This window comes from Angustibacter luteus (genome assembly GCF_039541115.1).
GTDB lineage: Bacteria > Actinomycetota > Actinomycetes > Actinomycetales > Angustibacteraceae > Angustibacter > Angustibacter luteus.
Genome location: NZ_BAABFP010000007.1, coordinates 582,476 through 600,845, shown reverse-complemented (window position 1 = coordinate 600,845; position 18,370 = coordinate 582,476). Strand labels below are relative to the sequence as shown.

Below are 18,370 nucleotides of genomic sequence, written 5' to 3'. Positions count from 1 at the left end.
ACTCAGCCCATCGACTTCTGACCGTCGATGGTCTCGCGCAGGATGTCGGCGTGGCCGGCGTGCTGCGCGGTCTCGGCCACGACGTGGGTGAACACCCGGCGCGCGCTCCAGGTCGCGCCGGGCTCGAACCACGGGGCCTGCGGGAGCGGCTGGCGGGCGTCGAGGTCGACGGCCGCGACCAGCTCGTCCGTGGCGTGGGCGACCTCGTCGTACGCGGCGAGCAGCCCGTCGAGGGTCTCGCCGTCGAGCATGCGGAAGCCGTCGGCGTACGCCTGCACCTCCGGCGGCGGGTTCGACCAGTCCACGGTGGCCCAGTCGACGTGCGCCGGGGCCGGGCCGTCGACGACGAAGCTGGCCCACTGGCGCTCGACGGCGCTCACGTGCTTGACCAGACCGCCGAGGCTGAGGCTGCTGGCCGTCGGGGTGAGCCGGGCCTGCTCGTCGGTGAGGCCGCGCACGGTGAACCGGAACAGCTCGCGGTGCTTGCGCAGTGCCTCGACGAGCTCGGCGCGCTGCGCGGCGTCGGCGTCGGACGGGGAGAAGGGTGAGGGCGTGTTCTGCGTCATGCCCCAACGCTAGAAGCAATAGCGGTCAGTTCCTGACCGCGACCACGACGATCGTGGGGATCCGCCTCGGTCAGGAGTCGCCGGGCCCACCGCGGTTGGCCAGCAGCGGCTGGCTCGGGTCCCAGGTCGTACCGTCCCGGGCGTCCTGGCGGCGGCGGGCGATGGCGGACAGCGACTCCAGCACCACCCGGTTCGCCAGGGCCGCGGTGATGTCGGCGTGGTCGTACGGCGGGCTGACCTCGACGACGTCCACCCCGACGACCGGCAGCTCCAGGCAGATCCGGCGGACGGCGTCCAGCAGCTGCCGGGCGGACAACCCGCCGGGCTCGGGGGTGCCGGTACCGGGCGCGTGCCCGGGGTCGCAGACGTCGATGTCGACCGACAGGAAGACGCCCTCGCACTCGTCGGTGGCGATCGCGAACGCCTCGGTCAGGCAGACGTCGAGGCCACGGTGGCCAATCTCGGTCATCTCGTAGGAGCGCATCGACTGCTCGGCCATCCAGTCCAGCGTGGCGGGCGGCGGCCAGTAGCCGCGCAGGCCGATCTGCAGGAACCGGTCCCCGCGCAGCGCCCCGGACTCGATCAGCCGCCGCATGGGCTGGCCGTGCCCCCACAGCGAACCGAACTCGATGTCGCCGGTGTCGGCGTGCGCATCGAAGTGGATCATCGACACCCGGCCGTGGCCGAGCACGTTCGCCACGCCCTTCGCGTCCGGGAACGCGATCGAGTGGTCGCCGCCGAGCACCACGGGGATGGCGCCTGCGCGGGTGACCTTCTCGACCGCTGCCTCGAGCGCGGGCAGGGCCACCTCGATGTCGCCGGAGTACATCTCGACGTCGCCGGCGTCCACCACCTTGAGGTCGACGAGGCCGTCCGTGCGCAGCGCGAGGCTGGGCCGCGAGCCGTCGTGGGCCAGGTAGTCCGTCATCCGGATCGCCTGCGGTCCGAACCGGGTGCCCGGGCGGTGCGACGTCCCCCCGTCGAACGGGGCCCCCACGATCACGACGTCCGCGTCGGCGTAGCTGGCGGGGTCGTCGAGGTCGCAGCGGTCGACACCCAGGAAGGTGAAGTCTGGCCCGTACTGCTGGCCGTAGCGCGTCATACGCCAGAGCCTAGTCTTGGGACCATGGTGACCTTTACCGGCCTGGCCTCGATCCTACCGGTGCGCGACCTGGCCCGAGCCCTGGATCTTTACTCCCGCATGGGGTTTCGCACCTCGCCGTACGAAGGTCCGGACGAGTACGGGTTCGCGGACCGGGACGGTGCCGCGCTGCACCTGGCGCACTCGACGTTCCACGACCCGGACGCGTCGTCCGTCATGGTCTACCTGTACGTCTCGGACGCCGACGCGCTGCACCAGGAGTGGACGACGGCCGGTATCGAAGGACGCCACCACGCGCCGAAGGACACGCCCTACGGGCTGCGCGAGGGCGCGTACGTCGACCCCGACGGCAACCTGCTGCGCTACGGCTCGTGGCTGCCCGGCTACCCCACCGTTCCCTAGGTGTTCTGCGGGAAGCCGAGGTTGAGCCCGCCGTGGCTCGGGTCCAGCCAGCGCGACGTGACGACCTTGCCGCGGGTGAAGAAGCGCACGCCGTCCTCGCCGTAGGCGTGCGAGTCACCGAACAGCGAGTCCTTCCACCCACCGAAGCTGTACTGCGCCACCGGCACGGGGATCGGTACGTTCACCCCGACCATGCCGACCTGGACCTCGTTCTGGAACCGCCGGGCCGCGCCGCCGTCGTTGGTGAAGATCGCCGTCCCGTTGCCGTACGGGTTGTCGTTGATCAGGGCCAGTCCCTCGTCGTAGGACCCGACCCGGACGACGGACAGCACCGGCCCGAAGATCTCATCGGTGTAGACGGACATCTGCGGGGTCACGTGGTCGAGCAGTGTCGGACCGAGCCAGAACCCTTCTGCCGCACCGTCGAACTCCCCCTCGCGCCCGTCCACCACGACCGTGGCGCCGGCCTCGCCACCGGCCTGGACGTAGGACGCCACCTTGTCCCGGTGCTGGCCGGTGACCAGCGGGCCCATGTCGCACCCGCGACGCCCGTCACCGGTACGCAGGGTCGCGACCCGGTCGGCGATGCGCGCCACCAGCTCGTCGGCGACCTGGTCCACCACGACGAGCGCCGAGATGGCCATGCACCGCTCCCCGGCGGAGCCGAACCCCGCGTTCACCGCGGCGTCCGCGGCCAGGTCGAGGTCGGCGTCCGGCAGGACCAGCATGTGGTTCTTGGCACCGCCCAGGGCCTGCACCCGCTTCCCGGCCCGGGTGCCCTTCTCGTACACGTAGCGAGCGATCGGCGTCGAGCCGACGAACGAGACGGCGGCGACGTCCGGGTGGTCCAGCAGCCGGTCGACCGCGACCTTGTCGCCGTGCACGACGGTGAACACCCCGGCGGGCAGCCCGGCCTCGGCCCACAGCTCGGCGAGCAGCAGGGACGCCGAGGGGTCCTTCTCGCTGGGCTTGAGCACGACGGCGTTGCCGGCGGCGATCGCCACCGGCACGAACCACAGCGGCACCATGGCCGGGAAGTTGAAGGGCGAGATCACCGCGACGACGCCGAGGGACTGCCGGATCGAGTAGACGTCCACCTTCGTCGAGACGTTCTCGCTGAACCCGCCCTTGAGCAGGTGCGGGACGCCGCAGGCGAACTCGACGACCTCGAGGCCGCGCTGGACCTCACCGGCCGCGTCCGAGAGCACCTTGCCGTGCTCGGCCGTGATGAGCGCGGCGACGTCAGCCGAGCGTTCCTCGAGCAGCTGGCGGAACCGGAAGAGCACCCGGGAGCGAGTAGCCAGGGACGACTGCCCCCACGCCTCGGCCGCCACGCTCGCGCTGGCGACGGCGAGATCCACCGTGGCGTCGTCCGCGAGGTCGACCGCACCGGTGACCTGGCCCGTCGCGGGGTCGAAGACGTCCCCACTGCGTTCGGTGGTCCCGCCGAAGGGCTTGCCGTCGATCCAGTGCGTGATCCGAGTCGTCATGCGGTAAGTCTGCGGGCTCAACGTCCCCGACACGGCTGACACCCTGTTGTCGGATCCCGGCGGTTGGCGCGCACCCTGTCAAGGGTGGCGGTGCCCACCTGGGTCAGGAGTCGAAGCCGAGACCGAACCGGTCGAGCGTGCGCAGCCAGACGCCGCGCCGGCCGTCCCGCTGGTCGGCCCGCGCGATGGCCTTGCGGGTGAGCTGGATGCCGGTCCACCGGAACGGCTCGGGCGGGAACGGCAGGGGCTTGCGACGCACCATCTCCAGCGCGGTGCGCTCGTTGTCCCGGCCGGCGAGCAGGTCCAGGCAGACCTGCGCCCCGAACCGGCTGGCTCCCACGCCGAGGCCCGTGTACCCCTGCACCGCCGCGACCCGACCGCCGTGGGTCAGGCCCCAGAACGCGCAGAACCGGGTACACGTGTCGATCGCCCCGCCCCAGGTGTGGGTGACCTGGACGCCGTCCAGCGCCGGGAAGGTCTCCACCAGGTGCTCGGCCAGGATCGCCTCGGTCCGGTCGCTGCGCGCGCGGCGCGCGCCCAGGTCGCTGCCGAAGTAGTACAGCGCGTCGTACCCGCCGAAGAGCAGCCGGTCGTCGTCCGTCAGCCGGTAGTAGTGGAACTGGTTCCCGGCGTCCCCGACGCCCATCCGGCCCGACCAGCCCAGGGCGGCCAGGGCGGACGCGTCCAGCGGTTCGGTGACGAGCACGTGGTCCCAGACCGGGACGACGTAGGGCCGGTAACGGCGCACCGGGGATGGGAAGACGTTGGTGCCCAGCACGACCTGGTTCGCCCGGACGCTGCCCGACGCGGTACGCACCACAACGCCCTGCGGCCCGAGGTCGTGCAGGTCCAGCACCCGGGTGGACTCCCGGATCCGACCGCCCAGACCCTCGACGGCCGCCGCGAGGCCCCAGACCAGCCGAGCCGGGTCGACCAGCGCGACGCTGGCCCGCTCCAGGCGTCCGCCCAGGTACGTGGGCGAGTCGACCAGCGCACGAGTCTGCCCGGCGTCCAGCAGGTGGGAGTCCAACCCGAGCGACCGCGCGGCCTCGTGCTCCTCGGCCAGGCCCTCGAGCTGCCAGGGCTCGACCGCGACGTCCAGCTCGCCGGTGCGCGCGAAGCCGCAGTCGATGCCGTACCGCACTATCGCCTGCTCGATGCCGTCGAGGTTCTCCAGGCCCAGCCGGGTCAGCGTCGCCATCTCGTCCGGCCACCGCTCCGTGCCGTTGGAGATCCCGTGGGTGAGGGACGCCGCGCAGAAGCCGCCGTTGCGCCCGGACGCCGCCCAACCCAGCCGGTACCCGTCCAGCACCAGGACGTCGCGGCCCGGCTGCTCCTCCAGTGCGAGCAGCGCGGCCCACAGCCCGGTCAGGCCGCCACCGACGACGACCAGGTCGGCCCGCACCTCGCCGTCGACCGGCGGTCGAGCTGCCGGTCGACGGTCGTGGTCCAACCAGAACGGCGTGGACGACGCGCCTGCGAGCCGGACGCCGCTCATGCCCGCTTGCGGCGCCCGCTCACCAGCTGAGCGCCCCCGACCGCGGCCAGGGCCAGCACGAACATCATGGTGCCGATCACGTTGATCTGCACCGGCGTCCCGCGGCTGGCCGCGCCCCAGATGAACATCGGGAAGGTGACCGACGACGAGCTCGCGTTGAAGTTCGTGATGATGTAGTCGTCGAACGACAGCGAGAACGACAGCAGCGCCGCAGCGGCGATGCCCGGCGCCACCAGCGGCAGCGTGACCCGCATGAAGGTCTGCCGCTCGTTGGCGTACAGGTCCATGGCGGCCTGCTCCAGGCGCGCGTCCAGGCCGGAGATCCGAGCCTTGACGGTCACCACCACGAACGACATGCAGAACATGATGTGCGCGATCAGGATCGTGTTGGTCCCCAGCGGCAGGCCCAGCCCGACGAACAGCGTCAGCAGGCTGGAACCCATGACCACCTCGGGCGTGGCCATCGGCAGGAAGATCAGCAGGTTCGTGCCGGACCGGCCACGGAACCGGTGCCGCGCCAGGGCGAACGCCACGAGGGTGCCGAGCACGGTCGCCCCGATCGTGGCGAGCAGACCGATCCGCAGGCTCAGCGCGAGGGACTGGCACATGCCCGGCGCGGCGCACGGGTGCAGCCACGCGTCGACCGAGAACTTCGTCCACTCGTAGTTGAAGCGCCCGTTCGGCTTGTTGAAGGAGAACAGGATCACCACGACGTTGGGCAGCAGCATGTACTGGAACACCAGCGCGGCGATGAGCGCGATGACGTGCTCGCGCAGCCAGGAGACGGGGCCCTGGCCGCGCATCGACGCGCGGATCAGCAGCGCCGCGAGGACGACGACGTTGGCGACGATCAGGACGACCATCAGGAGCGTCATGAGAGGGTCCATCAGACCAGCTCCTCCGTCCCGGCTCGGCGTACGTAGATCGACACCAGCAGCACGATCGACAACATCAGGACGAACGACAGCGCGGCGGCGGTCGGGTAGTCGAGCACCCGCAGGAACTGCCCGTCGATGACTTGGCCGATCATGGTGGTGTTCGTGCTCCCCAACAGCTTCGAGTTGATGTAGTCGCCGGCCGCCGGGATGAACGTCAGCAGCGTGCCGGCCACCAGGCCCGGCAGCGAGAGCGGGAACGTGATCTTGCGGAACCCGGTGAACGGCGAGGCGTACAGGTCCCCCGCCGCCTCGAGCAGGCGCGGGTCGAGGCGTTCCAGGCTGGCGTAGAGCGGCAGCACCATGAACGGCAGGAAGTTGTACGTCAGGCCAGCGATGACCGCGAACTTCGACGCCATCAGCTGGTCGTTGCTGGTCAGCCCGAGGAACTGCAGCACGTCCATCAGCCCGGTGACCTGGAAGAACTTCACGACCGGGCTGCTGTTGGACAGGATCGTCTGCCAGGCCAGGGTGCGGATCAGGAAGCTGGTGAAGAACGGCGCGATCACCAGCACCAGCAGGAAGTTCTTCCACTTGCCGGACTTGAACGCGATCGCGTAGGCCAGCGGGTAGCCGATCAGCGCACCGGCGATGGTGGCGGTCGCCGCGTAGCCGAACGAGCGCAGGAACTGCGGCCAGTAGCTCTGCAGCGCGTCCACGTAGGTCTGGAAGTGGAAGGTGAGCACGTAGCCCTGTTCCAGCGACCCGGTCTGCAGGGACGTCGAGGCCAGGAACACCATCGGGACGGCGAAGAAGATCGCCAGCCAGAGCATCCCGGGCAGCAGCAGCAGGTACGGCGTCCACCGACGTCCGGTCTTCTCGGCCGCAGCGTCCGGCGGCGGCCCGCCGGCACCGGGTGCGACGGACGTCGTCGCACCGCCGTGGGCGACGGCACTCATGACGAGGTGCCCGCCAGGACGGCGTCGCCGGTCTCGCGTTCCTCACCGGCGTGCGCGTCCTGCGCGGCATCCAGCGCGAACCCGTGCTGCGGGGCCCACTGCACGGTGACCTCGCCACCGGGTCGCAGCGGCGGCGTCCCGTCGTTCTGCTGGACGACGGTGATCTCCTGCCCCCACCCGAGCTTGACCAGGTACTGGGTCGAGACGCCGGTGAAGGACGCGTCGGTGACCGTGCCGGAGATCCGGTTGCCGGCGACGGCCGTCGAGTCGTCGCAGATCACCAGCTTCTCGGGCCGCACGCCGAACCACACGTCGCCCGTGGTCGTCGCGCTGCGGTCCTTCGGCAGCGCCAGCTGCGCCCCCTGGACGTCGATCACCAGGTTCTCGCCGTCGGACCCGGACACCTTCCCGGGCAACAGGTTCGACTGGCCGAGGAAGTTGGCCACGAAGGTGGTGCTGGGACGCTCGTACAGGGTCGCCGGGTCGCCGAGCTGCTCGATCACACCCGCGTTCATCACCGCGATGGTGTCGGCCATGGTCATGGCCTCCTCCTGGTCGTGGGTGACGTGCACGAACGTCAGGCCGACCTCGAGCTGGATGCGCTTCAGCTCGATCTGCATCTGCCGGCGCAGCTTGAGGTCGAGCGCGCCGAGCGGCTCGTCCAGCAGCAGCACGGACGGACGGTTGACGATGGCGCGGGCCAGCGCGATGCGCTGCTGCTGCCCGCCGGAGAGCTGACCGGGCTTGCGCAGGGCCAGGTGCGCGAGCTGGACGAGCTCGAGCGCCTCCATCGCGGTGGCCCGGGTGTTCTTCTTGTTGCGCCGACGCAGCCCGAACTCCACGTTCTCCACGATGTTCAGGTGCGGGAAGAGCGCGTAGCTCTGGAACACGGTGTTGACCGGGCGCTGGTAGGGCCGAGCCTCCGTGACGTCCTGGTCGCCGATCTTGATCGTGCCGGCCGTGGGGCGCTCGAGCCCGGCCACCATGCGCAACGTCGTCGTCTTTCCGCAGCCGGACGGGCCGAGCAGGGCGAAGAACGAGCCCTGCGGGATCGTCAGGTCGAGGTCGTCGACGGCGACGAAGTCCCCGAACGTCTTGGTCAGCGAGTGCAGCGTCAGGTCCCCACCGGGGTCGTCCTTGATCTGTGCCATCGTCATGCCCCGATCAGTGCCTGGAACTCTTGGTTGTACTTGGTCTCCTCGGCCTCGGTGAGGCCGCGGAACACGTGCGACTGCGCGAGGACGGCGTCGCTGGGGAAGATCAGCGGGTTGTTGGCCACGCTCGGGTCCTCGGCGAGCAGGACCTCCTTCGACCCCTTCACCGGCGAGATGTAGTTCACGTAGTCCTCGACCGCCGCCATCACCTTGGGGTCGTAGTAGTAGTTGATGAGCGCCTCGGCGTTCTTCTTGTGGCCCGCCTTGTTCGGGATCACGAAGTTGTCCGACCAGATCATGTGACCCGTCGAGGGCAGGACGTAGCCGAGGGCCGGGTTGTCGGCCTGGAGCTGGACGACGTCGCCCGTCCAGGCGATGCAGGCGGCGATGTCGCCGGCGGCCAGCGGCTTGCCGTACTCGTTGCCGGTGAACCCGCGCAGCTGCCCGGCGTCCTTGGCCTTCTTGATCTCGTCGATCGCGGCCTGGAAGTCGGCGTCGGTGAACTTGGCCGGGTCCTTGCCCATCGCCAGCAGCACGAGGCCGACCGTGTCGCGCATCTCGGTGAGCAGGGTGACCTTGCCCTTGAGCGCCGGGTCGGTGAGCAGCTGGTCGATGCTCTCGATCTTCTTGCCGTCGGTCGCCTTGGGGTTGTAGGCGATGCCGGTGAAGCCGCTCTGCCACGGCAGCGAGTACTGGCGGCCCGGGTCGAACTCGACCTGGGTGAGGGCGGTCTCGAGGTTCTTGGCGTTGGGGATGTTCGCCTTGTCGAGCTTCTGCACCCAGTTGAGCCGGATCAGCCGGGCGACCATCCAGTCGGTGCTGCACCAGGTGTCGCGGCCGGTGTCCTGCCCGGCCTGCAGCTGCGGCTTGACCTTGGCGAAGAACTCGTCGTTGTCGTTGTAGTCCTCGGCGTAGGTGACCTTGATGCCGGTCTGCTTCTCGAAGGCGTCCAGCGTCGGGTGCTTCTGCGTCTTGTCGTCCACGTCGATGTACTCGGGCCAGTTGGACCAGCGCACGATCTTCTCGGTGTCGGAGAGGTCCTTCGCGGCCTGGTCGCTCGGCGCCGTCTTGGTGGCCGTGCCCTTGGTGCCGCAGGAGGCCAGGGCCGTGGCCATCCCGAAGGCACCGACCGAGCTGAGCAGGGTGCGACGGCTCAGGGTGCCGCGCGCCAGGGCGACCTTCATCGGGTCGGGAGTCGGTCGGGGGCTCATGGGGTGGGTCCTTCCGGATGGGCAGCGGTGGATCGTCTGCAGTCGGTCACGTGTCGTGGCTGAACACGGTGCGGTGCCAGGGCTTTCGGGCCACCCCGGTCTGGTCGGTCATGACGTGCTTGATGCTCGTGTACTCCTCCAGCGAGTACACGCTCATGTCCTTGCCGAAGCCAGATGCCTTGACGCCCCCGTGCGGCATCTCGCTGATGATCGGGATGTGGTCGTTGACCCAGACACACCCGGCCCGGATCTGCCGGGTGGCCCGACCAGCACGGACGACGTCCCTGGTCCAGGCCGACGCGGCGAGCCCGTACGGCGTGTCGTTGGCCAGCTCGATCGCCTCGTCGTCCGTCTCGAAAGGGACCGCCACCAGCACCGGCCCGAACACCTCGTCGTGCCAGATCGGCGCCGTGCGGTCGATCCCGGCGACGAGCGTGGGCTCGTAGTACGCCCCCCGGGCCAGGTCCCCACCGGGTGCCTGACCACCGCAGACGATCTTGGCGCCGAGCTCGCGGGCCCGGTCGACGTGCCCCGCGACCCGGGCCTGGTGGGCGCGGCTGATCAGCGGGCCCTGGTCGGTCGCCGGGTCGAGCGGGTCCCCCAACCGCACGGCGGACATCAGGTCGGCGACCCCGGCGACGAAGTCGTCGAACAGCGACCGGTGCACGATGGCCCGGGTCGCGGCCGTGCAGTCCTGGCCGCTGTTGATCAGGGCGCCGGCCACGGCGCCGTGCACTGCGGCGTCCAGGTCGGCGTCGTCGAAGACCACGAAGGGCGCCTTGCCGCCGAGCTCGAGGTGCACGCGCTTGGCGGTGGGCGCCGCGAGCGCCATGACGCGCTGCCCGACGCCCGAGCTGCCGGTGAACGAGACCATCGCGACGCCGGGGTGCGAGACGAGGTGCTCGCCGGCATCCGGGCCGGCGCCCACGACGACGTTGACCACGCCGTCCGGGATCCCCGCGCGCTGTGCGGCCTCGGCCATCATCAGCGCCGTCAACGGGGTGAGCTCGCTGGGCTTGAGCACGATGGCGTTGCCGGCGGCGACGGCGGGCAGCATCTTCCAGGCGGCCATCTGGAGGGGGTAGTTCCACGGTGCGATGGAGCCGACGACGCCGAGTGCCTCGCGGCGGACCGCGGAGGTGTGGTCGGCGGAGTACTCGCCGGACGCCCGGCCCTCCAGCACGCGGGCGGCGCCGGCGAAGAAGGCGGTGTTGTCGATGGTGCCCGGGACGTCGAACTCGCGGCTGAGCCGGATCGGCTTGCCGGTCTGCGACGTCTCGACCTGGGCCAGCTCCTCGGCGACGGCCTCGAGCTCAGCGGCCCAGCGGTGCATGGCGGTGGACCGCTCGGCGGGGGTCGCCGCACCCCAGGCGGGCTGGGCGAGGGTGGCGGCCTGGACCGCCGCGTCGACGTCCGCCGGACCGGCCAGTGCGACGACGTCCACCTCGTCCCCGGTGGCGGGGTTCACCACGGGGTGCGCGGGCGCCGACCCGCTGGGCGCCGTGCGGCGGCCACCGATCCACTGGTGGCCCCGAGTCGATGTCGTCACGCCACCTCCTGATCTGTTCGGCGAGCCAACCGGCTGTGCGCCGATCCTGACACGCCACCTCGGTCCGTTCAAGGCTAATCAAAGGATTTCGTGGCTGAATCGCGTAACCTCAACGAAATCTAGCGTGTAACGGTTCGGTCACTACCGACCCGCGTTGTACCCGCACACACCCTCCCCGGTACGGTGGGATGCACAGTGCCTGTTCTCGGGCCGACGAGGCGACACAGTGTCGCCCGCTCGGCTCTCGTTCCCCGGAGGCTGGATGCTCCCGACGCTCAGCGCCGTGCTCGGCCTGCCCGTCCTCGCCGCCGGACGCCCCCGCGTCGTCGCCGGGGCGGAGCACCTCGGGCACGAGGTGCGCTGGGCGCACGTGGCCGAGGTCGCCGACATCAGTGAGCTGCTGCGGGGCAACGAGCTCATCCTCACCACCGGGGTCGCGCTGCCCCGGACGGACGACGGCATCGTCGCGTTCGTGCAGGGCCTGGCCGCCCTGCCCGTGGCCGGGCTGGTCGTCGAGCTCGGTCGCGCGTACGCCGGGCGGCTGCCCACGGCGATGGTGCGCGCCGCCGAGCGCTTCGGCCTGCCCCTGGTCGAGCTCACGCAGCCGGTGGCGTTCATCGAGGTCACCGAGGCCGTGCACTCGCTCATCATCGACGGCCAGATCAGCTCGCTGCGCCAGGCGCAGTCGCTGCACGAGACGTTCACCGAGCTCGCCGTCGAAGGGGCGGACACCGCCGAGGTGGTCCGTCAGGCGGCCCGGATGGCCGGCGCGCCCGTCGTCCTCGAGACGCCCAGCCACCTGGTGGTCGAGCACGACGCGGCCGGCACGGACGAGGCCGCCCTGCTCGCCCGCTGGCAGCAGCGCTCGCGCGCGGTGCGGGTCGAGGGGCGGGCCGGGGTCGACCCGGCGTCCGGCTGGGTGGTCGCAACCGTCGGTGCGCGCGGCGAGGACTGGGGGCGGCTGGTGCTGGTGCGCGGCATGGAAGACCCCCGTCCGCACGACCTGATGCTCGTCGAGCGCACGGCCACCACCCTGGCGCTGCAACGGCTGATCACCCGGGACCGCGAGGGCCTGGAGCGGCAGACCCACCGCACCCTGCTGACCGCGCTGATGGAGCACCAGCACCCGGACGCCGAGATCGGGCTCCGAGCCCGGGCGCTGGGGGTGACGCTGGACGGACGTCGGCTGCTGGGCGCCGTCGTCCGCTGGCGCGAGGGGCGGTCGGCGACCACGCTCGCCACCCAGGCTCGCCTGCGTGACCTCGCCGACGCCGTGGCCCAGGCCGCCCGGGACGCCTCCGCGCCGGCCCTGGTCGGCGCGATCGACGACCGCAGCGTCGGGTTGCTGCTGGCGCTGGACCGCCGCGACGGCGACGGCGCGGTCCTGGACGGGCTCAGCCGAGCCATCGAGCGCGTGGTCCGCTACCGGATGCCCGGCGAGGCGTCCGACCAGCTGCTGCTGGCCGCCGGCACGGTCGTGGCCGGCCTGCGGGACGCCCGGCGCAGCGTGGTCGAGGCGCAGCAGGTCGCTGATGCCGCGGCGCACCTGCCGCGGGTCGGTGGGTTCGTGCGGCTGCACGACGTCGGCGTCCGCGGGCTCCTGTCACTCCTGCGCGACGACCCCCGCGTCGAGACGTTCACCGAGCGTGAGCTCGGCCCGTTGCTGGACCGCGAGGACGACCTGCTCGAGGTGCTGCGCGCCTACCTCGCCTGCGGCCGCAACAAGTCCGCCGCCGCCGCGTCGATGCACCTGTCCCGGCCGGCGTTCTACGACCGGCTCACCCGGTTGGCCACTGTGCTGGACGAGGACCTGGACGACGTGGAGACCTGCCTCGCCCTGCACGTCGCGCTGCTGGCTCGCGACACCCGCTGACCCCTCGCCCGTTGATCACGTTCAGTGGGCGCACACCCGCTTCTCGAGGGTCCTTCACCTCGATAAGCGGGCCTGGACCCACTGAACGTGATCAACGACCGGGCGGCGGGCGCGTCAGGGACGGTCGGCGAAGAACAGGCCGCCCTTGACGAGCCAGGCGAACGAGAACGCGAAGGTGGCGATGGTCTCCCACCAGAACAGCAGGTGCACGGGCGACCTCAGCAGCACGAAGGCGACCAGCATCGACAGCGCCACGACGACGCCGCAGACCCGGTAGATGGTGTTGCGCAACGCCTTTCGGCTGCCCGGAGCGACAGGGTGGTCGCTGCGGGTGAACAAGAAGTACGCGAAGTACGCCAGGATCACGTAGAACCCACCGGCCGCCACGCCGTGCGCCACGTTCCAGACGGTCGTCGACGCGCCCGCCGCCACGGTGGGGCTGAGCGCGACGACGATGACCAGGACGCCGGCCAGCGTGCTGAGCCAGTTGTCGCGCCGGGCGTAGCGGTAGCAGAACAGGAACACGCCCTGCGCGCACAGGGATCCGACGAGGTAGTTGCGCATCGGCGTGTAGTAGAACGCGCTGATCGAGTCCGGCATCAACCCGTCGCCGAAGAAGTAGTGGCTGATGAACAGGACGACAGGCAAGGTGGCCCCGACAACGCCGACCGCGATCCGCACACCGAGGTAGGTCAGCACCCAGTCGGCCTCGTCCGGTGGCGGTGTCAGGGCAGCGGTCTGAGTGGTCGTCACCGCACCAGCATGGCCCGCCTCGCTCAGGTCACCCAGCCGAGCAGCTCGTCCAGCGCGTCGCGGGTGTGCGGCTCGTCGAACACCTCACTGATCCAGGCGGCAGCAGCGGCGCGGTCCGGCGAGCGCCGGTTCGGCTGCAGCCAGTCGGTGGCGGCGATCTCGGTGATGTGCCCGAGCTGCGCGATGAGCATCGAGAAGCGCCCGCGGCGGTCGACGCGACCCGGGCCGCCCGCCTCCCGGTACGCCTCCGCGAGCGCCCGGGCCCGACCGGCGTCCGAGCGTCCGAACTCGAAGAGGACGCAGGCCAGCTCCTGGCTGGGGTCGGCGGGCCCGCTGTTCTCCCAGTCCAGGACGCAGACGCCGCCGTCCGCCGTCGCCAGCACGTTGTCGGCCCACAGGTCGCAGTGGCAGAGCCGGACGTCCTGCGGCGGTTCGAGCCACGACTCGAGCGCGACCAGCTCGTCGCGCAGGTCGGCCAGCCGCTCCGCGAAGGGCGCGCCCGCCGCTCGCAGCTCAGTCACCAGCTCGTCCCAGCGGGCCGGGCCGACCGGCGCGCGGTGCCAGGCGGCGACGTCTGTCGACGTGGCGGTGGTCGGCACCTGGTGCAACTGCCCCACCACGTCGCCCACCAGGCCTGGGTCCAGCATCGGGTCCGGTGCCAGCACGTCCACCCAGCCGTACAGCCGGACCCGTCGGCCGGACACGGTCGCGAAGACCCGACCGTCGTCGGTCCGTCGCACCGCCGGGGTCGGCACACCGCACGCGTAGGCGGTCTCCTGGAACAGCGTCGACTCCCGGACGTCGTCCTCGCCGACCGGCTGGAACGGTGCCTTCACCGCCCATCGACCGTCCGGCGTCTCCAGCCGCCACACCTCGCCCTGCTTGCCCCGGGCCACGGGGCCGTCGGACAGCGTCACCGCGCCGTCCAGCCCGAAACGCCGGGCCAGCTCGGTCGCGTCCACCGTCAGCCGGCCTCGGTCGAGCCGGACGCCGTCGCCAGGCGCTCCCCCAGCGACCGGGCGCAGTCCTGGAGCTCGGGGCACCGCACGATCCGGAACGGTGCCCGGATCCGGGTCAGCTGCTCGGCGTACCAGTGCGGGTCGCTGGTGCTGCCGACCAGCCGGCACCCACCGTCCCCCGACGGTTCCAGCACCCCCAGCGACCGCGGCAGGCAGCGGGCCACCGCGTCGACGGCGGCGTCGATCACCACCTCGACGTCGAACTCCCACCCCGTGGCCAGGTGCGCCTCGAGCACCGCGACCGGGTCGAGGTCGACGGGCGGCTGGAACGTGTCCGGCAGGAGCTCGACACCGCGGACCCGGTCGATCCGGAACGCCCGCAGGGCGTCCTTGGCCAGGGCGTGGCAGAGCAGGTACCACCGCCCGTGCCGGACGACGACCGCCCACGGGTCGACGTCCATGACCCACTCCGAACCGGCCTCGGAGCGGTAGTCGAGCCGGACTCGCCGGTGCGCCGAGACGGCGTCCACCAGGTCGGCGGTGGTTCCGGGCTCGGGTCGGACGGCGGCCCGGTCCGGCGCGGGCGAGGTGGTCCGGCGAACGGCCTCGGCCTGGGCGGCGACGGGCTCGGGCAGGGCTCGCACGATCTTGCCCAGGGCGCTGCCCACCGGGTCGCTGGGGTCACTGGCCTCGTGGTGACCGTCCAGCACGGCCATCACCAGGCCGAGCGCCTCCGCCGAGCTGAACACGAGGGGCGGCAGCCGCAGCCCCCGACCGACCCGGTAGCCGCCGTAGGGGCCGCGGGTGGACTCGATCGGGATGCCCGCCTCGCGCAGGATCGTGATGTAGCGGCGGGCGGCCCGTTCCGAGACGCCGAGCTTGTCCGCGAGCCGTTCCGCGGTGACCCCGGGACTGCCCTGGACGAGCTCGAGGGTCAGCAGCGCCCGCGCGGTGGGGCTGAGATCGGCGGCCATGCACTCCTGCTTTCCGGAAGCGGAACGTCCGCCAGGGAGCCTAACCTGGCCCGATGGACCTCGAGCTGACCGGCGAGATCTGGTACTGGCGCGGCCCGTCGCCCTACCACTTCGTCACCGTCCCGGAGGACCAATGCGTCGAGCTGAAGGCGGCCGCCGCCGAGGTCAGCTACGGCTGGGGGGTCATCCCGGTCCGGGTGCAGCTCGGCGACACCGAGTGGACGACGTCCCTGTTCCCCAAGGCCGGGCGCTACCTCGTGCCGGTGAAGCAGGCGGTGCAGCGCGCCGAGGACCTCGAGCTCGGGGACGTCGTCACGGTCCGGCTGAGCGTGGACGTGTAGGACGGCGCTCGCCGCGGGCGCCGCCTACGTCTCGGTCGCCGCCGTGAACGCCGCTGTGAACGTCAGGTCCTCGGCGTCGGTGAGGTCGCGCTGCACCTTCAGTCGCTTCTTCGTCGCGTCGTCCGGGAACATCAGCGGGTTCTTCGCGAGATCGGGGTCGATCTTGTTCATCTCGTCCTGGGCGCCCTCGACCGGCGGGATGTACTGCACCCACGAAGCCAGCGCGGCGGCCACCTCGGGCCGGTAGTACCAGTCCACGAGCTGCTCCGCGTTGGCCTTGTGCGACACCGGCGCCGGCATCATGCAGTTGTCCGACCAGAGCTCGGCGCCGGCCTCGGGGACGACGAACTCGAGGTCCGGGTCGTCCAGCGCGAGCTGCAGCACGTCCCCGCTCCAGGCGAAGCAGGCCGCGGTCTGCCCCTTCGCCAGCGACGAGGTGTACTCGTTGCCGGTGAAGGCGCGGATCTGGCCCTTCGCGATCTGGTCCTTGAGGACGTCGAGCGCGCGGTTGAAGTCGGCCTCGGTGAAGGTGCCGATGTCGATGCCCAGCCCCAGCATGAGCAGCGGCATCGTCTCCTTCATGCCGGAGAACATGGTCACCTTGCCCTTGAGGTCCGGGGCGAACAGGTCCTTCACCTCGCGGATCTCGCGGCCGACGAGCTTCTTGTTGTAGGCGATGCCGGTCATCCCCGACGCCCACGGCAGGCTGTACTTGCGGCCCGGGTCGAACGAGACGTCGCGCAGCTGCGGCAGCAGGTTCGCCGTCACGTTCGGCATCTTCGAGTGGTCGAACTGGGTCACCCAGCTCTGCCGCATCATCCGCGAGGACATCCAGTCGCTGACCACGAACAGGTCGCGGCCGATGGACTGGCCGTTGGACGCCGCGGGCCGGATCTTGGCGAAGAACTCCTCGTTGTCGTTGACGTCCTCGGTGTAGTCGACGGCGATCCCGGTTGCCTTGGTGAACGCGTCCAGCGTCGGCCGCTTGCCGTCGTCGTCGTCGCTGACGTCGATGTACTGCGGCCAGTTGGAGAACTTCACCAGCTTCTCGGTCGCTGAGAGGTCGGGCGTGGTCGCGGGGCCGGACGAGCGCGCCGTCCCCTTGGTGCCGCAGGCGGCGAGCAGGGCGGCGAGCGCGGCGGTGGAGCCGCCGACGAACGCGCGCCGGGACAGCTGGCCGGGGCGGTACGCGATCTCAGGAGTCAAGGTTCGCCATGACGTGCTTGATCCGGGTGTAGTCCTCGAACCCGTACATCGACAGGTCCTTGCCGTAGCCGCTGTGCTTGAAGCCACCGTGCGGCATCTCCGCGACCAGCGGGATGTGCGTGTTGATCCACACGCAGCCGAAGTCCAGCTTCTTGCTCATCCGCATGGCCCGGCCGAAGTCCTTGGTCCAGACGGAGGAGGCCAGGGCGTACGGCACGCCGTTCGCCCAGGCCAGCGCCTGCTGCTCGTCGGTGAACCGCTGCACCGTGATCACCGGGCCGAAGATCTCGTTCTGGATCGCCTCGTCGTCCTGGTGCAGCCCGGAGACCACGGTGGGCTGCCAGAAGTAGCCGTCGCCCAGCCCGTCGACCCGGGCGCCGCCGGCGCCGATGGACGCGTGGTCGGGCAGCCGGTCGATGAAGCCGGACACGTGCCGCAGCTGGTTGGCGTTGTTGACCGGGCCGAGCAGCGCGTCCTCGTCGTCCGGCAGGCCGACCTTGGCGCCGCGGGCCTGCTCGGCCAGCGCGGCCACGAAGTCGTCGTGGATGCCCGGGCCGGCGAGCACCCGGGTCGCCGCCGTGCAGTCCTGGCCGGCGTTGAAGTAGCCGGCCACGGCGATGGCCTCCGCCGCCGCCTCGAGGTCGGCGTCGTCGAACACCACGACGGGCGCCTTGCCGCCGAGCTCGAGGTGCACTCGCTTGACGTCGCGCGCCGCGGCCTCGGCGACCTGCATGCCGGCCCGCACCGACCCGGTGATCGACACCATCGACGGGATCCTGTGCTCGATCATGGCGCGCCCGGTGTCCCGGTCGCCCGTGACGACGTTGAGCACACCCGGCGGCAGGAACTCGGCGGCGATCTCGGCCATCAGCAGGGTGGTCTCGGGGGTCGTGTCGCTCGGCTTCAGCACGACGGTGTTACCCGCGGCGATCGCCGGCGCGAACTTCCAGACGGCCATCATCATCGGGTAGTTCCACGGGGTCACCTGCCCGATCACGCCGATCGGCTCACGTCGGATCCACGACGTGTGCCCCGCCATGTACTCGCCCGCCGCGCGCCCCTCGAGCACGCGGGCCGCCCCGGCGAAGAACCGGATCTGGTCCACCATCGGCGGGATCTCCTCGCTCGTGGTGAGCGCGAAGGGCTTGCCCGTGTTCTGTGCCTCGAGCTTGACCAGCTCGTCGGCTCGGGCCTCGACGGCGTCCGCGATCTTGAGCAGCGCCTGCTGGCGCTCGCTCGGCGTCGTCTGGCCCCACGTCTCGAAGGCGGCGGCGGCCGCGGTGTAGGCCCGGTCGACGTCCTGCTCGGACGAGATCGGCGCATGCGCCACGACCTGCCCGGTGGACGGGTCGACCAGGTCGCTCGCCGCGTCCCCCACGGTGTCGACGTACTCACCGCCGACGAAGTTGCGAAGTCGGCGCGTTGCGGATGTGCTCGGGGCGCTCACAGCAGCTCCTG

The 18,370-nt window shown here is 71.1% G+C and carries 17 protein-coding genes; 3 read left to right on the top strand and 14 right to left on the bottom strand.

Annotated features, from left to right (window positions below):
• Positions 1 to 2: 2 nt before the first annotated feature.
• The gene (locus ABEB17_RS16975) at positions 3 to 566 is read right to left on the bottom strand and encodes a DinB family protein (RefSeq protein WP_345717907.1); all 564 of its coding nucleotides are present in this window, start codon (positions 564 to 566) and stop codon (positions 3 to 5) included.
• Between the two features lie 70 nt (positions 567 to 636).
• Positions 637 to 1,668 (bottom strand): agmatinase, encoded by a 1,032-nt coding sequence (speB, locus tag ABEB17_RS16970; RefSeq protein WP_345717906.1) that lies wholly within the window; start codon positions 1,666 to 1,668, stop codon positions 637 to 639.
• A 27-nt stretch (positions 1,669 to 1,695) separates the two neighbouring features.
• On the opposite strand from speB, the gene ABEB17_RS16965 reads away from it, so the two are divergent.
• A complete protein-coding gene (locus ABEB17_RS16965) occupies positions 1,696 to 2,070 on the top strand; it encodes a bleomycin resistance protein (RefSeq protein ID WP_345717959.1) in 375 nt (124 codons plus the stop codon).
• Here the strand turns inward: ABEB17_RS16965 and ABEB17_RS16960 are convergent.
• The 7 genes from ABEB17_RS16960 to ABEB17_RS16930 all read right to left on the bottom strand — a co-directional run bounded on the left by ABEB17_RS16960 (position 2,067) and on the right by ABEB17_RS16930 (position 10,806).
• Positions 2,067 to 3,560, bottom strand: a complete 1,494-nt coding sequence (locus ABEB17_RS16960; RefSeq protein WP_345717905.1) for a CoA-acylating methylmalonate-semialdehyde dehydrogenase — start codon at positions 3,558 to 3,560, stop codon at positions 2,067 to 2,069. The genes ABEB17_RS16965 and ABEB17_RS16960 overlap by 4 nt on opposite strands.
• Before the next feature lie 103 nt (positions 3,561 to 3,663).
• Positions 3,664 to 5,058 (bottom strand): NAD(P)/FAD-dependent oxidoreductase, encoded by a 1,395-nt coding sequence (locus tag ABEB17_RS16955; protein WP_345717904.1) that lies wholly within the window; start codon positions 5,056 to 5,058, stop codon positions 3,664 to 3,666.
• Entirely contained in the window at positions 5,055 to 5,861 is an 807-nt protein-coding gene (locus ABEB17_RS16950; RefSeq protein WP_345717958.1) for an ABC transporter permease, read from the bottom strand. The genes ABEB17_RS16955 and ABEB17_RS16950 overlap by 4 nt, the downstream gene beginning before the upstream one ends.
• Positions 5,862 to 5,944: 83 nt before the next feature.
• Positions 5,945 to 6,892, bottom strand: a complete 948-nt coding sequence (locus ABEB17_RS16945; RefSeq protein WP_345717903.1) for an ABC transporter permease — start codon at positions 6,890 to 6,892, stop codon at positions 5,945 to 5,947.
• On the bottom strand, positions 6,889 to 8,043 hold the full coding sequence (locus tag ABEB17_RS16940) for an ABC transporter ATP-binding protein (protein ID WP_378227162.1): 1,155 nt from the start codon (positions 8,041 to 8,043) through the stop codon (positions 6,889 to 6,891). Before ABEB17_RS16940 ends, ABEB17_RS16945 begins: the two co-directional genes overlap by 4 nt.
• A 2-nt stretch (positions 8,044 to 8,045) precedes the next feature.
• Positions 8,046 to 9,257, bottom strand: coding sequence for a polyamine ABC transporter substrate-binding protein (locus ABEB17_RS16935; protein WP_345717901.1), 1,212 nt, complete (start codon positions 9,255 to 9,257; stop codon positions 8,046 to 8,048).
• Positions 9,258 to 9,303: 46 nt separating this feature from the next.
• Positions 9,304 to 10,806: an aminobutyraldehyde dehydrogenase gene (locus ABEB17_RS16930; RefSeq protein ID WP_378227155.1), complete on the bottom strand. Its 1,503-nt coding sequence runs from the start codon at positions 10,804 to 10,806 to the stop codon at positions 9,304 to 9,306.
• A gap of 262 nt (positions 10,807 to 11,068) precedes the next feature.
• Between ABEB17_RS16930 and ABEB17_RS16925 the strand changes: the two genes are divergently transcribed.
• Positions 11,069 to 12,679: a PucR family transcriptional regulator gene (locus ABEB17_RS16925; RefSeq protein WP_345717900.1), complete on the top strand. Its 1,611-nt coding sequence runs from the start codon at positions 11,069 to 11,071 to the stop codon at positions 12,677 to 12,679.
• Positions 12,680 to 12,793: 114 nt separating this feature from the next.
• Here the strand turns inward: ABEB17_RS16925 and ABEB17_RS16920 are convergent, their stop codons facing one another.
• The 3 genes from ABEB17_RS16920 to ABEB17_RS16910 are packed head-to-tail and all read right to left on the bottom strand — an operon-like array spanning position 12,794 to position 15,365.
• Positions 12,794 to 13,432 carry a DUF998 domain-containing protein gene (locus ABEB17_RS16920; RefSeq protein ID WP_345717899.1) on the bottom strand — a complete coding sequence of 213 codons (639 nt, stop codon included), beginning with the start codon at positions 13,430 to 13,432 and terminating at the stop codon, positions 12,794 to 12,796.
• A gap of 23 nt (positions 13,433 to 13,455) precedes the next feature.
• Positions 13,456 to 14,394, bottom strand: a complete 939-nt coding sequence (locus tag ABEB17_RS16915; protein ID WP_345717898.1) for a phosphotransferase enzyme family protein — start codon at positions 14,392 to 14,394, stop codon at positions 13,456 to 13,458.
• A 2-nt stretch (positions 14,395 to 14,396) separates the two neighbouring features.
• A complete protein-coding gene (locus ABEB17_RS16910) occupies positions 14,397 to 15,365 on the bottom strand; it encodes a helix-turn-helix transcriptional regulator (protein WP_345717897.1) in 969 nt (322 codons plus the stop codon).
• Between the two features lie 53 nt (positions 15,366 to 15,418).
• Here ABEB17_RS16910 and ABEB17_RS16905 point away from each other — a divergent pair, with 53 nt between their 5' ends.
• Positions 15,419 to 15,706: a DUF1905 domain-containing protein gene (locus tag ABEB17_RS16905; protein ID WP_345717896.1), complete on the top strand. Its 288-nt coding sequence runs from the start codon at positions 15,419 to 15,421 to the stop codon at positions 15,704 to 15,706.
• A 24-nt stretch (positions 15,707 to 15,730) separates the two neighbouring features.
• Here ABEB17_RS16905 and ABEB17_RS16900 read toward each other — a convergent pair whose 3' ends face one another.
• Positions 15,731 to 16,912 (bottom strand): polyamine ABC transporter substrate-binding protein, encoded by a 1,182-nt coding sequence (locus tag ABEB17_RS16900; RefSeq protein WP_345717895.1) that lies wholly within the window; start codon positions 16,910 to 16,912, stop codon positions 15,731 to 15,733.
• On the bottom strand, positions 16,902 to 18,359 hold the full coding sequence (locus tag ABEB17_RS16895) for a gamma-aminobutyraldehyde dehydrogenase (RefSeq protein ID WP_345717894.1): 1,458 nt from the start codon (positions 18,357 to 18,359) through the stop codon (positions 16,902 to 16,904). The genes ABEB17_RS16900 and ABEB17_RS16895 overlap by 11 nt, the downstream gene beginning before the upstream one ends.
• Positions 18,360 to 18,370: the final 11 nt, after the last annotated feature.

What these genes read in the sequence shown, in the direction of transcription:
- ABEB17_RS16975 (WP_345717907.1), bottom strand. Translation starts at nt 566, where the DNA reads ATGACGCAGAACACGCCCTCACCCTTCTCCCCGTCCGACGCCGACGCC.
- speB (WP_345717906.1), bottom strand. Translation starts at nt 1,668, where the DNA reads ATGACGCGCTACGGCCAGCAGTACGGGCCAGACTTCACCTTCCTGGGT.
- ABEB17_RS16960 (WP_345717905.1), bottom strand. Translation starts at nt 3,560, where the DNA reads ATGACGACTCGGATCACGCACTGGATCGACGGCAAGCCCTTCGGCGGG.
- ABEB17_RS16955 (WP_345717904.1), bottom strand. Translation starts at nt 5,058, where the DNA reads ATGAGCGGCGTCCGGCTCGCAGGCGCGTCGTCCACGCCGTTCTGGTTG.
- ABEB17_RS16950 (WP_345717958.1), bottom strand. Translation starts at nt 5,861, where the DNA reads ATGCGCGGCCAGGGCCCCGTCTCCTGGCTGCGCGAGCACGTCATCGCG.
- ABEB17_RS16945 (WP_345717903.1), bottom strand. Translation starts at nt 6,892, where the DNA reads ATGAGTGCCGTCGCCCACGGCGGTGCGACGACGTCCGTCGCACCCGGT.
- ABEB17_RS16940 (WP_378227162.1), bottom strand. Translation starts at nt 8,043, where the DNA reads ATGGCACAGATCAAGGACGACCCCGGTGGGGACCTGACGCTGCACTCG.
- ABEB17_RS16935 (WP_345717901.1), bottom strand. Translation starts at nt 9,257, where the DNA reads ATGAGCCCCCGACCGACTCCCGACCCGATGAAGGTCGCCCTGGCGCGC.
- ABEB17_RS16925 (WP_345717900.1), top strand. Translation starts at nt 11,069, where the DNA reads ATGCTCCCGACGCTCAGCGCCGTGCTCGGCCTGCCCGTCCTCGCCGCC.
- ABEB17_RS16910 (WP_345717897.1), bottom strand. Translation starts at nt 15,365, where the DNA reads ATGGCCGCCGATCTCAGCCCCACCGCGCGGGCGCTGCTGACCCTCGAG.
- ABEB17_RS16905 (WP_345717896.1), top strand. Translation starts at nt 15,419, where the DNA reads ATGGACCTCGAGCTGACCGGCGAGATCTGGTACTGGCGCGGCCCGTCG.